Here is an 18,101-nt window from a genome sequence, read left to right as displayed (position 1 = left end):
CGTTAACACAGTGTTATTAATTCAATATTAACAAGAGAGTATTGATAGGAGAGATTGTTTTGTATTTAAACTATCAATAATTAAGATGTGTGTGGGGAATAAGAAGCTATGTTATGATATTTCTTTTTATACTCAATTTCATTTCCTTAGTTCCGACAAGAAGGACAAACAAATGTACAATTGTTTGTCCTTTGTTCAATAAGCGAGTTAAAAAGTCTTTAAGGCACATAGAGGCGGTCTAAAGAGGTATGTGCCCTATCTCTTTCCCAGCATCACTAATCCCTCAGTAAATACCTTAGTTCCTCTATAATGACTTTACCAACACCTTTATCATTAAGGACAGCGCACATACCGACTCTGTCTTCTTTCATTATCAAATCACAGACAAACTCACCATTAAATCGGTTTGGGTCGTCAAGGTTTAGCTTCAAATCAATCGTTTGGGTTTTAACCTCTCGGTTTTCTAATTTTTTCTCATAACCAATAATATGAAGCTCAACAGCTTCTTTTGGAAATATGGCTTCATAGCTTTGTTCCCAATCAATAACGGCATCATACCATTTCAGTTTGCCCATTATGTTTAGTTGGTTACAAGGTTGGCCTGAAAGAAGCAGGCACTGAGGTGATTCTGGTTCGTGACAACGATTCCAGTTGTAGGTGCTAGCACAGTTCATTTGCATTTCTTGATACTCTTGCCGAGTAAGAGCACACACAGATTTCGCATCGCGGTACTGGCACAGGTCTGGGTGCTTAAATACCATAAATTGATGCCATTTTTTCATTGTATTTCTCGCTGGACGATAGTCTTTAAAGGTTTGCCAGTACTCCATTTGTTCAGGCACTTGGTAGGCGGCGGTTTGATAACTGAGGATACTGTCTTGTCTGTCAGAACTATTTTCAAAGGTTCTTAATTTTTCGGCGAAGTTAAATAAATTGGTGTCAGAAAGCGTAATAGGCTCACCTGCCGCGTAGGCCTTTATCACAATGTCATAATCTTGTTGATACTGTCGATATTTTTCTTTGGTCTCATGATCTAGACCACCTGAAACGAGCGACATGTAATTCGCGGATATCTGTGCTGCCGTTTTTGCCGCGTCCTCACTTCGTTGTGTTTTTGATTTAACTTGCAACAACAATGAGATCTCACGACCGTATTGCACACCATCAATGAATTCATCACCACAGAGTGCTCTAAAATTACTTTTACTGATTTCAGTATTGGTATCCAGTAATGCTTTTGCCCTTGGGTCAAGAGTTGGCCAGGCGTCACGGATGAGTCTTTTTGTTCTCTCTTGAATAACAAAGGCTACCGTATTGTTCTGTTCTAGGTTTTGAAAGCTATTAGATACATCGCGTCTAAAGCGGGCAGAAGCAGAAATGCCACCGTAGCGCCCATCGATATTTGTGGAAAGTGCTGAAGAGAAAAATTCATCGACCTCAGATTTGCTAGTAACAATTCGGCCTTCAATGTATCGGCTGAAGTTATTTATCGTTTGATATTTATGGTTAAGAATACAGCGATTTCTTATCGGTTGCTCTGAAATAAGGTTAAAGCCATAACCGAGTATATTTGTTTGAGCAGTCGCGTAGCTTTCTTTATTGTTAGCGCGAACAGAACGAGGTAAGCGGATTTTTGTATCCAAATGCAATAGATCGATTTCATTTGGTGTTAATCGAACTTCTAGCGCTTTCTCCCATAGGTTTACTTTATCTTCAGAATTTGGCTGCGCGATAGCCTGTGTAGTTATTAAAAAAGCAAACAGAAAAGTGCACTTCACTAAATCAAACATTTTGATACCTTTATCAGAATTACAATTAATATTTAATGAGATCAGGTTTATTTTTTCATTATGAAGTTGTATAAATTGTGAAGTGATAGAAAATATTTTAAGTATTCATGACATTTAAGGTTATTCTACTTGTTTTCTGACTTTTCATATTATAATTTCATGAATTATGGTTTTTTAAGGCGTGTGAGTTTTTATTTACACTATTATGATTAATTGAAGCAAGTTGCTGGTAAACTGAGTCTCGGTCCCAAATTAAATACTCCTGTAGGCTCTGTGAAGGGAGGGCTATATACTGACACAACAGGGATTGTTGGAATGGAAGCCGCAGGTAGTGTTAGTAATACAACCATTAAGGGTAATGTTGAGGCAAGCATGAAGAGTGTCATAGACAATATTAGTGATATTGATGCTAATATTAACAATGCTATTAGAAATAAATTTTATTATAAATAAATATCAAGTTCAACATGTGATGTAATAAAGGATAGTGAATGAAATTAATGGCAGTTTTTTTTCTTTTTTTTATATACTCAACGAGTTCTTTTTCAAAGGAGCTTTTTGCTATGGAGAATGAGACAGAGGTGAGATTATGCAATAATTATAAAGATATACATCACTGTTTTACGGGAAATATTGAATCTAAAAGTGATAAAGATCGACTAGGTGCCATTGTTGTTTATTTAAATAATTATGAAAAGCTTCATAAGCTTTATGATTACAATGAAATTCTATTGAATCTAAGTGAAATGACATATAAAAGGAATTTTAATGCTTTGATCCTAGAAGCTTCTATATATTATCAAGGATTTCATGTTGATAGGGATGTTAATAAATCGGTGGCTTTACTTAAAAAGGTTCCAGAAGGGAAGTATAGTGCAGCTACGTATGGTCTTCTAGGTAAGATTTATTTGTATATATTAAACTCAAATGATAAAAATAGTAAAAAAAATGAACTATATATCCTTGCAAAGCAGAGTTTTTACAACTCTCACTTAATGGGGGAGGAATCATCAACAAGAGCTTTAGCTTTTATTATGCTTAAATATGGCGCAAAGGACGATTTTATTGAAGCTGGAAAGCTGCTCGAATACCTAGCTAGTAAAGGTAATAAAGAGGATATGGACAGCTATGAAAAGTATCAAGGTTACTCAACAAAAATTCTGGATGATGTTGATTGATATTTTAATGATATAAAAATAAGAATGTGAGAATACCTTATCTTCGCTCTGTAAATAGTTGGGTGGCTTAATTTTGGTATTAGTTGTGATGTTTTCAGTTACAGGATATAAGCCAACCATTAAGGTTGAAACTACTGGAGCACTACATACTGTTATACTGCTGGGCTTTTTGCAAAAATTAAAATATTTCTGATGTGCCTATCTGAGCACCTCATTTCAAGCATAAATACCAAAAATATAGAAGAATTCGTTAACGAAGGCGGACCTCTCCTGTACCCTCGATTTCGGCTCATCACGACATAGCCAACAATCAAACTGACCCTTATTCAACATCCGTATTCCTACAAAATCTTGAATCGCTGACCAAGCCTGCTTTTGCATTTTGAAGCCGCCAGTGGCTTCTATGAGGTTTTTAGTAGAGGAATGGTTAGACTCAATACCATTGTTCAGATATTTCACTTGCCGGTGTTCTAAATCTTACCATAAACGGCCTTTACGCTTGAGACTGGCAATAACGTTCCATAAGCCGATTGGTTATTGGGTTAATCGGGGAAGCAAAATCCAGAATTTTGCCGATAGCTCGCGAGAGGTCACGGAATTGGAATTCTGATTTTCCCATAAAGCTTGCTTAAGGATGAATCATAGCGAAAGCTGGGCGGGGAGCGAGGTTTTTGCAACAAACCCATTGGATTAAACTTGGTTTATTATTATTCAATGGGTAAATGGGTTTACGCGCCTTTATAAGAATGTAATATGCCAGATCATATGCAATCACTTTGCATTAATCCTTTGTTCTTTAGGTAAGCATAGTGAATGCGGCCCTGTCTCTCTTATCGAATAAAGCTCTTCCACCCAACAGAGCTGTATCATGAAAATCAAATTCATCTTTTTTGCACTCGCCTGCTTCAACGCACATGCGTCCATTTCTATTCATACTCCCCCTGATGGAAGGCGAGTCATCGCGATGTCATCTGAAGAGGGTCACCTATATCAAGTGGATCGGCATATTTATGTGCAGACTACCGACAACTCATTTATTCAAACCGTCCAAGCCCACCTAAACGCCCTTAACAGTACCCCTTCTGGACGAGAAATTATCCGTCAGATTAATGATTATGCGCCGATAGCACGACCAGGAGAGCAACCTGCTTATGCGATAGACGCGCCTAGTGAAGTTGCTAAGCAGATTCATTTGGTGTTTCGGTTATCTTTGTCTGGCTGGTCAAGGACTCGTCCACTTTTGTTCGATCCTGGCTTTCTCGCGAATGCTTCTAATGGTTTGGGAGTGCCGGCTGTGATTTATCTGGCTCCAAGAAGCTCCTATTACATACCCGATAGTTTTGACATCGCAGATACCGTTGTTGATACCGGTCACCAAATGCTGCATGGTCGGGACTACTTGACGGGATCATTCATTGAGGCAGCAACGACTCTTATTCGCTCTTTGGAGGGACAGGAGAGAAGGGTTGAACTGAGTGGTTCCGAGATATCAGCGGCTGGTCTTGCCTATAGCGATCCGCTAAATCCGATCGAAAAGCACATTATTACCCAAGAGCGATTAAGCCGTGTGAATCAACGTATGGCTTATCGACAGCAGTGGGTAGAGGCGTCTCGCCTTTCTCATTCGAGTATCGATAGTCAACAGTTTGTCGATACGATGGAGTCTCTCAATGCAATGAATCGCGAATTGGCGGTGAGTGAGTTTCACTTGGCAATAGAGCGTGGAGCCCCAGTAAGAGACATGGTTTGGCCTAAAGAGATGTTTGACTATCAGATGGTTGCGCTTGATGCGGATGTTCCAACATTAGGTAGCGAATTAAAGAGCACAGTCTCTAGTCAAGGAAACAACTATAAGATGTTTAAGAGGGTTAGACGTTTTATGACCTCGGGGGCAAAACCTGCGCTGGTTTTAAACCATGATTACCTGACTCATGCGGATCTAAAAAGCATCTCTATGCTCGATGCAGAGGTGTTTCGCATGGCTGCAAAATACCAATACCCCATTTATGTGACAGTCCCTGAAAATCTCTCACCGTTGGAGAGTGACAACCTGCAAGTGGCTATCTCGGCAAGACAGAACTTACTTGAGGCTTACGCGAGCTTTGAAGTACAGCCCATCAACACGTTGACCTTCTCATCAGAGGGCATCATCGCCCAGGATTTGGTACAGCTTAGTAATCGCAGTCATGTCGTTTTATTTGGGATGGGGCAATCGGAGCACTTATTTCCTATCGCTCAATCATTGAAAGCATCGTTTAACCCCAAACTTATGATCAGTCGAGCCTCTAATGAGCTAACGCTTAACCCTAAGTTGAGCTTTGAGCGCGCACAAGAATGGCAATCCTTGATGAAACGCTATGGCCAAACAGAATTTATGTCTTCACAGTTAAGCTCTGCTTCCAGTATTTGTCTTCCGGAGGCAATGTAATGATGATTTTGATTAGGCTGTTTATTGTATGGCTAATGATGAGTGGTGTTGCCCATGCGACGATATGTAATCTCGCTGACACAAAGGTCAAAAGTGAATTTGAGTGGATGGAAAGTCTCGAGAGTGAGTTTTCTGACGATATCGCTAGCTTTAGTGATGAGGCGATGGCGTTAGAGGCCATCCCTGGTATAGATTTTAGTAACGCAGCGATTGGCGGAACTTCCTCTTCATGGATGTCAAACACGGATCAGATACTGTCGATTGGTATTGATGCTCAAGATATGATGGAGATAGAAGAAGCAGAGGCTGTTAGTCGTCTTGGAATGACCAATATTAAAACCAAAGTCGTAAAGCAGGTATTTAAAGAATCTTTCAAAACAGCCATGTTTATCGCTGATATTGGTATTCTTGGGCCTTGGTGGGAGAGTGTAACCCGCTCTGTGTATGATGATCATCAAACCGACCTCGATCGAGCGCAGAATTTTTTTAGTATCGTGCCAGCCATTAATGAAGCCGTAAGCTGGGTAGATTATCAATCTCACCGAGCGACTACTGATACAATAATTCGGCAAATGAACCAACAAGATTACTATCGTTATTCGGTATCAACACCCGATAAAGCCTCGTTGAGTAATAGTCAGAATACGTTAAAGCATGACTTTGAAACGTTGCGCTCTCATGCAACAGAAAACCTTAAACGTATTATCGATAATAATATTCTTCATTTCGATGCACTTTATATCGAGCAAGTTTTGGAGAAGCAGAATAAGCTCGATGTGATTCTTTCGCATATGGACTATGAGTTTTTCGCTACCCAGCTCACACGTTTGAACGGCATTAGACCAGCACAGCTCTCTGTGATCGGACAATCTCTATGCGGTATTGAACGGCAGAATGCTCATGCCTATTTTGCAACAGGGGAAGGGGATAAAGCCACGATCAATCAGTCCTTATATCAGTGTCTAGCAAGCAATTTGCCCGGCCATCTTGGTACTCTGGTAACGTTTAATAATGATTCGATGACCAATGGTTTGAGAAGCTTACTTCTGCGCAGTGAGCGTGCAGCTGGACAAGAAATTTCTAATCTTATTCTTGATTGGCGAACCATTTATATAAACAAGAGTATTGAAACATCGACGACAAATGCGCGTTTTATGCGAGCGCAGCAGAGCTATAAGGACTATTCGGATGCCTTGTATGAAAAAGCTCGGTTAGTGGCATTGGAGCGATTTGCTTCGGTTGTTTATCAGCACCCATATCCGTTGACCGAAGAAGAGATAGAAAGTGGCTCATTTCGTGTTGACGCGGGTTATATTTGCGGTGGAACTTACTGCCAAGATTACCCTGGGAAGTTAATTCAATTTGATGAGCGCCGCGACCCTGTTTTACGTTATATGCAAGACGCTCCCTTATTTGATCTTGATATTCAGCAATATGTCCAACGAAGAATTCAACATGGCTGGACTGAGCAGGAGTTGAAGTATCCACTTGAGCAACTGTGGCATCAATGGCAAGCACGTCTAACAGAGCAAAGACACTACTTCTATAGAGGTAACCCCTCGCTGGATGTCATCAGTGCAAAATATCCTGCTTTGATAGAAGTATTGAGTAGGATCAACCCTGAGAGCACACCAGCTCAAGCCGTGGAGTACTTATCTCAACAATTGGACTACGAACTGAGCCAAGTCGCTTTCGAAAAAAGTTGGGATAAATTTGGTGACTTTATCTTCTCAGCGCTCTATAGACTTCGTCAGCAGCATACCGACAATATGTTGCCAACTATGTGGCAAAGAGATGTATTCGCTTCTCAACCGATCGAGGAGGGGGTATTGTTTAATGCTTATCTAAATAAGCCACATATGTATTTTACCGTTAATCCTTGGTCAATGCGTTTACCCTTTTATCAATACCATCAGACACCGTTTTTGTTTGATGAAGTTTTGCACATGGAAGATGGTATGGATATGACTGCGACTATCTCTTCAGAAACCGAAGGACTATTTTGGTTGCGCTTTAACCATAGGCTGGCTCAGATAGCGGAAACTCCTGAAGTGAGGTGGCGGCCCGTACTCCGTATTATTCTGTCTGATTATGTGCGTCAGATAGCGGAGATACTTGCACTAGCTGAACAAGACTAGGCTGACTTAAAACACAAGGTCTTTTCAGTCCACCGCTTTAGGGAAGTTGGTGTGAGCCAAACTCCCTAGAGGATCGCCAACCATCATTATGCGTTACCAAAAGGCCGAATCATCGAGATTCGGCCTTTTTAACGGCTGCATTCGCTGAGGTTGACCCGTTATCGTTATAACGAGGGCTCGCAAACTGGCATGTATTAAGCTTCTTGGTTGAAGTACTCTAGCACCACTTCGTGGTGAGTCTTTGTCTTGAACTTGTTGAAGACGTGCTCAATCTGACCTTCTTCGTCAATTAGGAAGCTAATGCGGTGCAGGCCATCGTAAACTTTGCCCATGAACTTCTTCTCACCCCATACACCGAATTGCTCAGCAACGCTGTGGTCTTCGTCAGACAGCAGTGTGAAGTTGAGAGACTTCTTCTCAATGAAGTTAGGTAGACGTTTCACTGGGTCGATACTTACACCCAGAACAACTACGTTTAGGTCATCCAGCTGTGCTTTGATATCACGTAGGCCTTCTGCTTGCACGATGCAACCTGGAGTCATTGCTTTTGGGTAGAAGTAGAAAAGGACCTTTTTACCCTTGAAGTCACCAAGAGATACGATATTGCCATCTTGATCCGGAAGAGAAAAAGCAGGTGCTGGAACACCAGCCGTTAGCGTATTCATGATATTTCCTTTTTAAAGACTGTTTTTAATAAAGTTGAGCGAGCCTTGAACTGATAGGCTCTGACACAGCGAGTTGAATTCTTCTTGTAGCTGCATCAAATTACATTCTGACTGCACAGAAGCGGTAATAGAGATATGGAACTGGTCGTTGTCGAGCTGGACTTTAGATTTATTGATCGTTTGTGCGCTCAGCGAGTCGAGGCCGATGTCTCGGTCTGCAAAGAATTGTGTGAACTGCTCGGTCAAGCCGAGTTTGTCATCTGACTCAACGAACACTTCTAGCGTGTAGGAGTTCTCTACCACATCATGCGGAGAGGTTCGCTTCATTATCGTAATCAAGTCGTGCTCTTGGCCAAGCAAGGGCAGGGTGGTTTCAACACGGGTGATGTTGTTTGCTTTACCAGACAGCAGCATGATAAGCGTAAATTCCTCGCCAAACAGTGCGATACGGCTATCAATAATGTTACAGCCTGATTGAGTGACCAAGTGAACCACTTGGTTACAAACACCTGGGCGGTCTGTGCCCACAGCTGTGATTACTAGATGTTGAGTCATAAAATCACGTCTCTATATATTCCATTGATTCATGCATGTTAGCACAGTTAGCAGGAGGAATAAGCGTGCAAGCGGGGCTTTTTATGACTCATCTTGCGCCTAACAGTCAACAAATGAAAAGAATATCTAAACCGCGGAAACGCAAGTTAGTCGAATGGCTGTACAGCTTACCTGATATTGACATTGACGGTTTTCCTATCCGTTAGATTGAGCCCAAGTTATAAAAATTTTAGGCTGAATGGCGCGATAAGCCGTTTTACCTCAAACATACGACAATATTTCATACCGATGTTGCCGCTAAGCCACTTTAATGTCTTGTGTTTATTGATTGGCTTACAGTAACATGCAAAAAGAATAAATTAACGGAGATAGACATGTTTTCAGGAAGTATCGTTGCGCTAGTGACGCCATTTAATGCAGACGGCGAAGTGGATTTCGACAGCCTTAAAAAGTTGGTTGAGCACCATGTTGCTGCTGGTAGTGATGGCTTGGTTGCGGTTGGCACAACCGGTGAGTCTTCAACACTCACTATTGAAGAGCATGTTAAAGTCGTTAATAAAGTCGTCGAATTTGCTGATGGCCGTATCCCTGTTATTGCTGGCACTGGCGCAAACGCGACGCACGAGTCAGTGCTATTCAGTCGTTTATTGAACGGTTCTGGTATTGCGGGTTGCCTGAGCGTAACACCTTACTACAACAAACCGACTCAAGAAGGCTTGTACCAACACTACAAGGCGATTGCTGAAGTAAGTGATGTTCCTCAAATCTTATACAATGTACCAGGTCGTACAGCTGTAGACTTATTACCAGAGACAGTTGCTCGCCTTTCTGAGATCGAAAATATTGTTGCACTTAAAGATGCGACGGGTGATCTCGACAGAATTGCAATTCACCGTGAACTTTGTGGCGAAGATTTTATCTTACTAAGTGGTGATGACTTAACAGGTCTAGAATTTGTTAAGCGTGGTGGTGATGGTGTGATTTCTGTAACGAATAATGTTGCAGCGGCGGATATGGCTACTATGTTCAAACTTGCTAAAGAGGGTAAGTTTGCAGAAGCAGAAGCGATCAATGAGCGTTTGATGCCTTTACATAAGAATTTGTTCGTTGAGTCTAACCCTATTCCCGTAAAATGGGCGGTTCATAAAATGGGTCTGATCGCTGAAGGTAGCTTACGCTTACCTCTGACTGAACTGTCAGAACCAGCTCAACCTGTTGTTGCTCAAGCAATGACTGAAGCGTGTATTTACTAAAAACGTATGAAGTGATGCCGAAGCGAACCTTCGGCATTTAGGAGTATAAATGAAGTATTCTCACCAGCTAGTGATTGGGTCACTGGCTGTTTTCGTTCTTACAGCATGTTCTGGCAGCCCGACTCAACGTCGTCAAGCCAAAGATGATTTCGAATACTTAGAAACGCCTGAGTTTTCACAGTGGCAGTTGCCTGAAGAAGCTCAGCCTCAGTTCTACCCAAACTTTGACATTCCAAGCGGTCAATTCAGCGGTGGTGTAGGGCGTGATGTGGATATTCGCCCACCGCAGCAGGTGCTTGAATTGATACCTGGTGCTCGTACTGAGCGTCAAAATGGTGAAGTAACATTGTGGCTACTTCGCGCAGAAGAGGCAGACCGAGTATGGCAGACTGCTGTCGACATGTTAGCTCAGCGTAGCATTGGTATTCGAGAGCAGTCAGAGAACGAGATTGAGACCGATTGGGTTACTTGGGTTTCTGAGGACGAAGACGTAGAGATCGGCAGCCGCTACTCCATCTCTCGTTTCCAAGCGAACAACCGTTATGGCTTCAAGATTAATCTTATCGACTGGCGTGAAGGTAATAAAGATAAGCCAGTAACGGCAACCAACAAAGAACGTTACAACGCTTTCTTAACCAATTTAGTGATGGCTAAATACGATGAAAACTTACGTGCTGAAGCAGCGCTGAAAGCACAAGAGTTAGTGAAGCGTATTCCAATCTCAATGGGGTCCGATCGTAGCGGTTTACCAGTGATTATTGCTCGGACTCCATACAACCTATTCTGGCAGCGTTTGCCAACCTTGTTACCGTCTATGGGGTTTGAACTTGAAGAACGTAACCAGTCTCAAGGGACAGTGAAAGCTCAATACGCTTCACCTGATGATGAGTTCTGGGAAGAAGTTGGCTTGCAACCTGTTGACTTAAAATCAGGTACTTATAACTTCCTGTTTGGTGATCTTGGCAACCGAACGTCAATTAACGTGACGGATGCGTCAGGTAAGCCAGTAGAAGAGAAGCTGCTTAAGTCGTTGGTTCCTGTTCTAGCACACGTTGCGGACCAAACCAAAGATGACAAAGGCGCGGAAGCTGAGTAAGTAAAGCTTGATAGGCTGGAGGGCTGCGGAATATCGGCCCTTTTAGTTCAGCTAATGCTTCAACGCAAACAAATAAAAAGAGGACACATAGTGTCCTCTTTTTTGTGTTCGTTTGACCGCAAGATCAGCTATCTTTGGTCTCTTTTGATTGAGCTTTTTCCTGGTTCTGCTTATCTAGACGATTGAGCTTGTCCAAGTCATTTTCCCTTTTCCCACGGCTTGTTTGTCCGAGATCCATATTAGCGGTCTGTTTTAGAGCTGCGATGTTACCTACCACAACGCTAACCACGATGATGATGATAACCCAAGGGTTTGTAAGCCACTCCAACATAAGCGCTCCTAATGGCTGATGTTCGCTACGAAGCGCGCATAGATCTCGTCTAGCTGCTCCATAATAATCTTATACCCTAATACTGGCTTAGATTGGAGTTGCTTGCCAAGTAAAGTCGGGGATAACTGTGATAAACACAGCTCCGAAACGTTACTATGGCTAATATGCCAAGGTTCTATCGCCACACCACCAAGGTCTTGGCTATAGGGAAAAAAGAACCCAAATTGTGCAGCATTAGCAGAGAGCCACTGATAAAACGCTTGCTGGTGGCCAGTAAGGTATTCCCATGGCTCTAATTGCAGCTGTGCACCTTCTGGAAGGTGGTTACGAGCAAACACATCGAAGTCACAACCCCAATGGTGGCGGCTCGCTCCAGGAAGCGCAGACCACCTCAGAATCGCCGACAGCTTTTGATGTTCAGTGAGTGTTGAAGCATCAAGTGGTTGGCTATCTGAATCCAAGATTGGGGCTTCACCAGAAAACTTGCGGTTCCAAATCAGAGATTGCCTTTCATAGTCACGAAAGCCACTTGCAATCTCCAATTTAAAACCAGCAAGCTGAGCAGCTTCAATCAAACTGTTTAGGTCATCGATAACATCACTATGCACCAAGAAGCTCTTAGTACCAATTAGTGTCGGTACCAGGTGAGAATCTGATTGTCCGGTAAGCTGCTCTGGGGTCATAACGAATCTCTAATGTTTGGAGGTGATACTTCGTGAGGAAAGATCTATTTAGCGAACAAGTTCACTAACGTTCTTTCGTACATGTCGGTTAGTTTCTCTAAATCCGCTATTTTCACGCATTCGTTAACTTTGTGAATGGTCGCGTTAACTGGACCTAGTTCAACCACTTGTCCACCCATGCGGGCAATGAAGCGACCATCAGACGTACCGCCAGTTGTCAGTAGTGCTGGTTTAACATCATTAACGTGACCAACGGCATCAACAATTGCATCAAGCAATGAGCCTGCGTCTGTCAGGAATGGGTCGCCATTGAAGGTCCACTTAAGATCGTATTCGAAATCGTATTTATCGAGCGTTGTTGTCACACGTTCAACGATAACATCATTGCTTAATTCTGTACTAAAGCGCAGGTTAAACTGAACATTAAACTCACCTGGAATCACGTTTGATGCGCCAGTACCCGCACTCACATTCGGGATCTGGAAGCTGGTTGGTGGGAAGTAGTCATTACCTTGGTCCCATTCCGTCGTCGCTAGTTCGTGAATTGCCAGCAGAGAGCTATGTACTGGGTTATTCGCTAGGTGAGGGTAGGCAACATGACCTTGCGTTCCTTTGATCGTTAGATCGCCTGTGATAGAGCCACGGCGGCCGTTCTTCACCACATCGCCAACAAACTCAGTACTTGATGGTTCACCAACAATACACATGTCGATGTTTTCACCGCGTTCCATGAGAGCTTCAACAACACGTACCGTGCCGTTGATGAAAGGGCCTTCTTCATCAGAGGTGATAAGGAAACCAATTGAGCCTGAATGGTCTGGATATTTCTCGATGAATTGCTCAACGGCAACTATCATTGAAGCCAGAGAACCTTTCATGTCTGCCGCACCACGACCGTGTAAGTAGCCATCAACAATGGTTGGCTCAAATGGCTTGGTGCTCCATTGTTCGATTGGACCCGCTGGTACCACGTCTGTGTGGCCTGCAAAAGCAAACAGAGGTGCTTCAGTCCCTCGGCGAGCCCAGAAGTTCGTCGTATCTTCAAATACCATTATATCGATTTCAAAACCGAGTGCTTTTAAGCGATTAATCATTAGCTCTTGGCAGCCCGCATCTTCAGGGGTTACCGATTGACGGCTAATGAGGTCTTTTGCCAGAGCCAGAGTTGGGCTATCTGTCATCCTTGAATTCCTTGTTTAAATAAAACGTCGAGTCATTAATTTGAGGCGTTGAACAGAGTACGTTCAACGCCTTGTTATCTGTTCTAATGTTGCTTATTGCGCAAATTGCTTATTACGCAAAAATAGCCGCGTACTGGTCAGCTTTAAAGCCGATGTGAAGTTTGCCATCGACTTTCAAAATAGGGCGCTTGATCATCGCTGGTTGTTCAACAAGCAGAGTGATTGCCTTTTGTTCTGTTAACGTGTCTTTTTGCTCTTGAGAAAGCTGACGATAAGTCGTGCCACGTTTGTTTAGTACAAGCTCCCAGCTAAGCTCTGAACAGAAGCTTGTTACTAACTCTTCAGTGATGCCTTGTTTGCGATAATCGTGAAATTCGAACTCGATACCTTCAGCTTCGAGCCATTTCTTAGCTTTTTTAATCGTGTCGCAATTTGGGATACCAAACATTGTGATAGTCATTATTCTTCCTCTGGGTGATTTTCTTTCATTGTTATGAATTGAATCCTATCAGGAAGCGGCAATTCAGACAAAATAGAGTGAGGAATATTTCATTGAACGAAAAAAAACAGTAAGAAAATGTCACTATTGGAGACTTATTGATCAGCCTCAACATGTTGTCAGCGAAAAAAGAAATAATTGGGTTGCACGTATATAGGAGGTGTCAATGGAGTTGAGTCCTGTTTTTGCAAGGCGGCTATATTTAGCATTGTTAGTTGAAAGCCTTGATAGGCCAAATGTGCCTAAACTCATCGAAAAAACGGGTTGGCCTCGTCGTACTATTCAAGATGTACTCAAGGCGTTACCGGGGATCGGTATCGAACTTATGTTTGTTCAAGATGGGCGACGTCATAATGATGGTTATTACCAGTTATCCGACTGGGGGCCATTTGACAGTCAGTGGGTTCTTGAACGAAAAGGCGATATAGCAACAAGCCTCGGATTTAGTGCATAAGCCAGCGAGAGCTGGCTTTCTTTTTGGGGGCGGCTAAAAGAGAGGCTAACTACTTACAAAGATAAGCGGTACCAAGCATGGTAACCGAAGTTGAAAAATCTTGAGGTAGGGTAAAGATGACCGTATCTGCACCAAGTTGGATAGCGTTAGCTTTAAGCTCATTCATCGCACCCTGAATCAAGGTATCATTCGGGTAAAACAGGTAGCTGTACCAATGGCCTTCGCTACCAGTGACTTCCCCTTTATACTCACACTGGTCGATATTAATGATGCCGTGATAATCCATTCTCACTCCGTCGGCCTCATCATGAGGTACTGAAGTGTGTGTGGTGCATCCCAACAGCATGCTACTCACTGCTAGTGCCATCCATTCCTTTTTCATAAATTTGTCCTGTTATTGCATCAAATAAATCGCAAAACCGACCCAGCTCGCGATTAATAGTACCCATGGCAATTTACTTGAGTGATTTGATGTCGCTTCAACACTAGCTGTTGCATTGTGCTTTTGCTCTATCGCCGCTTGTTGAGTTTGCTTTTCTTTTTGCACGCGTTTCTTTGCTTTATCTGCTTGGCGATTGCGTTCTTTCTGTTGTTTCTTGTAAAGCGCGATGCCTTTCTCAATACCCTGAGCAATCAATTTTGTTTGTTCTTTAGTTTGAGCGGGCTTTTGAGTCGCTTTGGCTATCTTCAGTGCCTCTTGTTGAGATTCAACAGACGGTGTATTAGTTTTCTTTTTCATACTAAGTTCGATAATTAAAACGTATTAACCAATAAGATAACGTAAACCTAACTAAGTATGAATGATTTGCGTTAAAGTGTTGGTTTGAAAACAAGTGAAAGTGAGATTTGTGCGGTACTCCATAGAACAATACGACAAGCACGGCTTCTTAAAGGCGCCAATCTTATTATGGTTAGGTTGGCTGTTTCTTGCGAAAGCTCTCGTCGTTTTCATCGTTGCAGGTGCAAGTAGAGAGTCGGGAACCGATATTCTCGAGATCATCTATCCGGATCATCACATGTTTTATGTTGGGATTGCCTTGAGTGTCCCTAGCTTGTTACTGATGTGGTTATTTGGACTAAGATCTCCAGAGAGAAAACGCCTCAATAAAGTGGTGTCATGGGGGCGTTGGGTGACCATGGCTGCTATTTTAGCGCAGGGCTCCCATACGATTTATTTAATCTATTTGGATAATGGTTGGTTCCGTTGGTCGAATGGTATGACTCTATTGTTGCTACTGTGGTTAGCGCTTTATCTAATCAATAGCCATGCAGCAAGGGATTGCTTTAAAGTGGTTGAGCACGAAGACTGATTCTCATCAAAACATTTGTCCCATTCACAATTATACTTAGAAGCTAAAACTGGAAGGAATAATCTATGCTTAATGTCTCAAATGAGCAGCCTAACGTTCAAAGTGCTATTTTGCCTGAAGCAGGGCCTTTCGCTCTTTATGTTCAACTGAAAGTGAATGCTAATACTGCTAATGTATTAGCAGAAATCCAAAAGATTCCAGCGCTAATCGAAGAACTAAACCAAACTCAACCAGACGCGAACCTGACGGCTTCGGTTGCGTTCTCTAAGGCGTTTTGGGACAAGTTTGAGCAGGAAGCTCCTACTGATCTGATCGACTTCCCAGCGCTTGGCGAAGGCGATGTTACCGCACCCAGTACGCCAGTTGATGTGTTAATTCATTGCCATTCAAACCGACACGATCTGCATTTCTTCATCTTACGTAAATTGCTATCTGAAGTAGCGGCAGATGTTGAAGTGGTTGATGAAACTTACGGTTACCGCTTCCTAGATTCTCGTGATATGACGGATTTCGTCGACGGTACTGAAAACCCGAAAGATGCACAACGCGCGGAAGTTGCCGTTGTTCCTGAAGGCGAATTTGCAGGCGGTAGCTACGTGATGGTGCAGCGTTTTGTTCATAACCTGCCAGCTTGGAATCGATTGAACGTATCGGCGCAAGAAAAAGTGGTTGGTCGTACTAAGCCTGACTCAATTGAGCTAGATGATGTTCCTGCGGCGTCTCACGTTGGTCGTGTAGATATCAAAGAAGAGGGCAAAGGCCTTAAGATCGTTCGTCACAGCCTACCTTACGGCACAGCAACAGGCGACCATGGTTTACTGTTCATTGCTTACTGTAACGTTCGTCATAACTTTGATGCGATGTTAGAGAGCATGTACGGTGTAACCGATGGCAAAACAGACCAATTGCTTCGCTTTACTAAGGCAGTGACAGGTGCTTACTATTTCGCTCCTTCAACTGTGATGTTGAGCGCATTAACGATTAAGTAAGTCGTCTCAAAAGAATAAACAAAGGGAGCCTCAGGGCTCTTTTTTTATTAAAGCTTTATCTGAATTGGTCGATATAAAAGCCATCGTGAGTGTAATTCATCTTTTTGTACGTGTAGGTCTATGGCGATAACTGTTAATACCAATGTCTCAGCGCTGGTTGCTCAGAGGAATCTCTCTAATGCCAACAACATGCTGAACCAATCTTTGGAGCGCTTGGCTTCAGGGAGCCGTATTAATAGCGCCAAAGATGATGCTGCAGGTCTTCAAATCTCCAACCGTCTAGAAGCGCAGATGAGTGGTATTGATGTCGCTGTTCGAAATGCGAATGATGGTATATCCATTATGCAAACTGCCGAAGGCGCAATGAACGAAACCACTAATATCATGCAACGTATGCGTGACTTGTCACTGCAAGCGAGTAATGGTTCGAACAGTCAGTCGGAAAGAACGGCCATTCAAGAAGAGATTACCGCATTAAACGATGAGCTGAATCGTATTGCAGAGACTACTTCTTTTGGTGGCAAAAAACTTCTCAATGGTAATTTTGGTAGTACGTCATTTCAGATTGGTGGTAGCTCTGGCGAGGCGGTACAAATCGGCCTCAAAAGTATGCGTACCGATGACATCAACATGGGGGGGGTTAGTTATGTTGCTAATGGCATGGCCAATGACTCATGGGCAGTGAAATCCAATCAGAATGATATGACGATGTCGTTTACCGATCGTTTTGGCCAGCCTCAAGAGATCACCATTAATGCGAAAGTCGGCGATGACATTGAAGAGTTGGCGACCTACATCAATGGTCAAACGGATCTGGTCTCAGCTTCGGTTAATGATGATGGGCAGCTTCAGATCTACATGTCTGGTGAAGATACCTCTGGCACCATCTCTTTCTCTGGTTCACTCGCGAGTGAACTGTCGATGTCAGCGGGTTACTATGAATCGGTGAATGACATCAATGTTACGGATGTGGGTGGGGCACAGCGCGCTGTCTCTGTTCTAGATACTGCGATGAAGTATGTGGATAGCCATCGCTCTGAACTAGGCGCAATGCAAAACCGCTTCGACCACGCCATTAACAACCTTGAAAATGTTCATGAAAACTTGGCGACCTCAAATAGTCGTATCAAAGATACCGATTACGCCAAGGAGACGACTCAGATGCTAAAGCAGCAAATTTTGCAGCAAGTGAGCACCACCATTCTGGCTCAAGCGAAACAAGCACCTAACCTTGCCTTAACCTTGTTGGGTTAATCAATTACTTTAAATCTCATAATACCATTTCAGTTTATTTGGCTTCTTTGGTTAATTAAAAAAACAAAACATCGCTCGACTGACTTCTCGACAACTTTAGCGTTTTTCTTATCTTTTTTTGATAATTTTACTACCAGTCACGCTTTCCTATTCTTTGTCACTATTTCGTTAATTTTATTGTTTTTTTCCTAAAGGTTTCGTCAGTTACGCCGTTATTAAAAGTAACTTTGAGAGAACTACTTGGTTTTCCGAGACGTCGGAAACCGCAATACCGGAAAATCAATTGGAGAAATCACC

At 42.7% G+C, this 18,101-nt stretch carries 19 protein-coding genes and 1 pseudogene; 10 read left to right on the top strand and 10 right to left on the bottom strand.

Translation table 11 applies throughout. From position 1 onward, the window contains the following. Positions 1–275: 275 nt before the first annotated feature. Entirely contained in the window at positions 276–1,790 is a 1,515-nt protein-coding gene (locus tag A3712_RS12210; RefSeq protein WP_063523651.1) for a hypothetical protein, read from the bottom strand. A gap of 315 nt (positions 1,791–2,105) precedes the next feature. Between A3712_RS12210 and A3712_RS27375 the strand changes: the two genes are divergently transcribed. Next, on the top strand, positions 2,106–2,243 hold the full coding sequence (locus tag A3712_RS27375; RefSeq protein WP_157618748.1) for a hypothetical protein: 138 nt from the start codon (positions 2,106–2,108) through the stop codon (positions 2,241–2,243). A gap of 38 nt (positions 2,244–2,281) precedes the next feature. After that, complete coding sequence (locus tag A3712_RS12200; RefSeq protein ID WP_063523649.1) at positions 2,282–2,968, top strand: hypothetical protein; 687 nt, start codon at positions 2,282–2,284, stop codon at positions 2,966–2,968. Positions 2,969–3,184: 216 nt separating this feature from the next. Here the strand turns inward: A3712_RS12200 and A3712_RS12195 are convergent. Further along, positions 3,185–3,487: pseudogene (locus A3712_RS12195) on the bottom strand (DDE-type integrase/transposase/recombinase); the annotation flags it as partial. 349 nt (positions 3,488–3,836) lie between these two features. Here A3712_RS12195 and A3712_RS12190 point away from each other — a divergent pair. Beyond that, complete coding sequence (locus A3712_RS12190; protein WP_063523647.1) at positions 3,837–5,396, top strand: hypothetical protein; 1,560 nt, start codon at positions 3,837–3,839, stop codon at positions 5,394–5,396. Then, positions 5,396–7,534, top strand: a complete 2,139-nt coding sequence (locus A3712_RS12185) for a hypothetical protein (RefSeq protein ID WP_063523646.1) — start codon at positions 5,396–5,398, stop codon at positions 7,532–7,534. Before A3712_RS12190 ends, A3712_RS12185 begins: the two co-directional genes overlap by 1 nt. A gap of 194 nt (positions 7,535–7,728) precedes the next feature. Here the strand turns inward: A3712_RS12185 and bcp are convergent, their stop codons facing one another. Further along, positions 7,729–8,199, bottom strand: coding sequence for a thioredoxin-dependent thiol peroxidase (gene bcp / locus A3712_RS12180; protein ID WP_004741656.1), 471 nt, complete (start codon positions 8,197–8,199; stop codon positions 7,729–7,731). Between the two features lie 12 nt (positions 8,200–8,211). Then, on the bottom strand, positions 8,212–8,754 hold the full coding sequence (locus A3712_RS12175; protein WP_004741657.1) for a glycine cleavage system protein R: 543 nt from the start codon (positions 8,752–8,754) through the stop codon (positions 8,212–8,214). A gap of 374 nt (positions 8,755–9,128) precedes the next feature. Between A3712_RS12175 and dapA the strand changes: the two genes are divergently transcribed. Both dapA and bamC read left to right on the top strand, forming a co-directional pair. After that, positions 9,129–10,007 carry a 4-hydroxy-tetrahydrodipicolinate synthase gene (dapA, locus tag A3712_RS12170; protein WP_063523645.1) on the top strand — a complete coding sequence of 293 codons (879 nt, stop codon included), beginning with the start codon at positions 9,129–9,131 and terminating at the stop codon, positions 10,005–10,007. Between the two features lie 49 nt (positions 10,008–10,056). After that, on the top strand, positions 10,057–11,103 hold the full coding sequence (bamC, locus tag A3712_RS12165; protein WP_063523644.1) for an outer membrane protein assembly factor BamC: 1,047 nt from the start codon (positions 10,057–10,059) through the stop codon (positions 11,101–11,103). A gap of 124 nt (positions 11,104–11,227) precedes the next feature. Here bamC and A3712_RS12160 read toward each other — a convergent pair whose 3' ends face one another. From A3712_RS12160 to A3712_RS12145, 4 genes are all read right to left on the bottom strand, one after another. Continuing rightward, on the bottom strand, positions 11,228–11,434 hold the full coding sequence (locus A3712_RS12160) for a DUF2897 family protein (protein ID WP_063523643.1): 207 nt from the start codon (positions 11,432–11,434) through the stop codon (positions 11,228–11,230). 8 nt (positions 11,435–11,442) lie between these two features. Continuing rightward, entirely contained in the window at positions 11,443–12,117 is a 675-nt protein-coding gene (locus tag A3712_RS12155; RefSeq protein ID WP_063523642.1) for a M15 family metallopeptidase, read from the bottom strand. A 44-nt stretch (positions 12,118–12,161) separates the two neighbouring features. Further along, positions 12,162–13,298 (bottom strand): succinyl-diaminopimelate desuccinylase, encoded by a 1,137-nt coding sequence (gene dapE, locus A3712_RS12150; protein WP_063523641.1) that lies wholly within the window; start codon positions 13,296–13,298, stop codon positions 12,162–12,164. Between the two features lie 112 nt (positions 13,299–13,410). Further along, a complete protein-coding gene (locus A3712_RS12145) occupies positions 13,411–13,758 on the bottom strand; it encodes an ArsC family reductase (RefSeq protein WP_063523640.1) in 348 nt (115 codons plus the stop codon). A gap of 205 nt (positions 13,759–13,963) precedes the next feature. Here A3712_RS12145 and A3712_RS12140 point away from each other — a divergent pair, with 205 nt between their 5' ends. Continuing rightward, positions 13,964–14,251, top strand: a complete 288-nt coding sequence (locus tag A3712_RS12140; RefSeq protein ID WP_004741665.1) for a winged helix-turn-helix domain-containing protein — start codon at positions 13,964–13,966, stop codon at positions 14,249–14,251. Between the two features lie 49 nt (positions 14,252–14,300). On the opposite strand, the gene A3712_RS12135 is transcribed toward A3712_RS12140, so the two are convergent. Further along, positions 14,301–14,633 (bottom strand): DUF4156 domain-containing protein, encoded by a 333-nt coding sequence (locus tag A3712_RS12135; RefSeq protein WP_063523639.1) that lies wholly within the window; start codon positions 14,631–14,633, stop codon positions 14,301–14,303. Positions 14,634–14,645: 12 nt separating this feature from the next. Beyond that, the gene (locus A3712_RS12130; RefSeq protein ID WP_063523638.1) at positions 14,646–14,990 is read right to left on the bottom strand and encodes a DUF2956 domain-containing protein; all 345 of its coding nucleotides are present in this window, start codon (positions 14,988–14,990) and stop codon (positions 14,646–14,648) included. Between the two features lie 109 nt (positions 14,991–15,099). On the opposite strand from A3712_RS12130, the gene A3712_RS12125 reads away from it, so the two are divergent. From A3712_RS12125 to A3712_RS12115, 3 genes are all read left to right on the top strand, one after another. Next, positions 15,100–15,561, top strand: a complete 462-nt coding sequence (locus tag A3712_RS12125; protein WP_063523637.1) for a DUF2919 domain-containing protein — start codon at positions 15,100–15,102, stop codon at positions 15,559–15,561. Positions 15,562–15,626: 65 nt separating this feature from the next. Then, entirely contained in the window at positions 15,627–16,550 is a 924-nt protein-coding gene (locus A3712_RS12120; protein WP_063523636.1) for a Dyp-type peroxidase, read from the top strand. 120 nt (positions 16,551–16,670) lie between these two features. Then, complete coding sequence (locus tag A3712_RS12115) at positions 16,671–17,804, top strand: flagellin (protein WP_063523635.1); 1,134 nt, start codon at positions 16,671–16,673, stop codon at positions 17,802–17,804. The last annotated feature ends 297 nt before the right edge of the window (positions 17,805–18,101 follow it).

The organism is Vibrio sp. HI00D65 (genome assembly GCF_001635455.1).
Lineage (GTDB): Bacteria > Pseudomonadota > Gammaproteobacteria > Enterobacterales > Vibrionaceae > Vibrio.
Note: the sequence above shows the minus strand (reverse complement) of the source record. Positions and strands in the feature narration are given on the sequence as shown.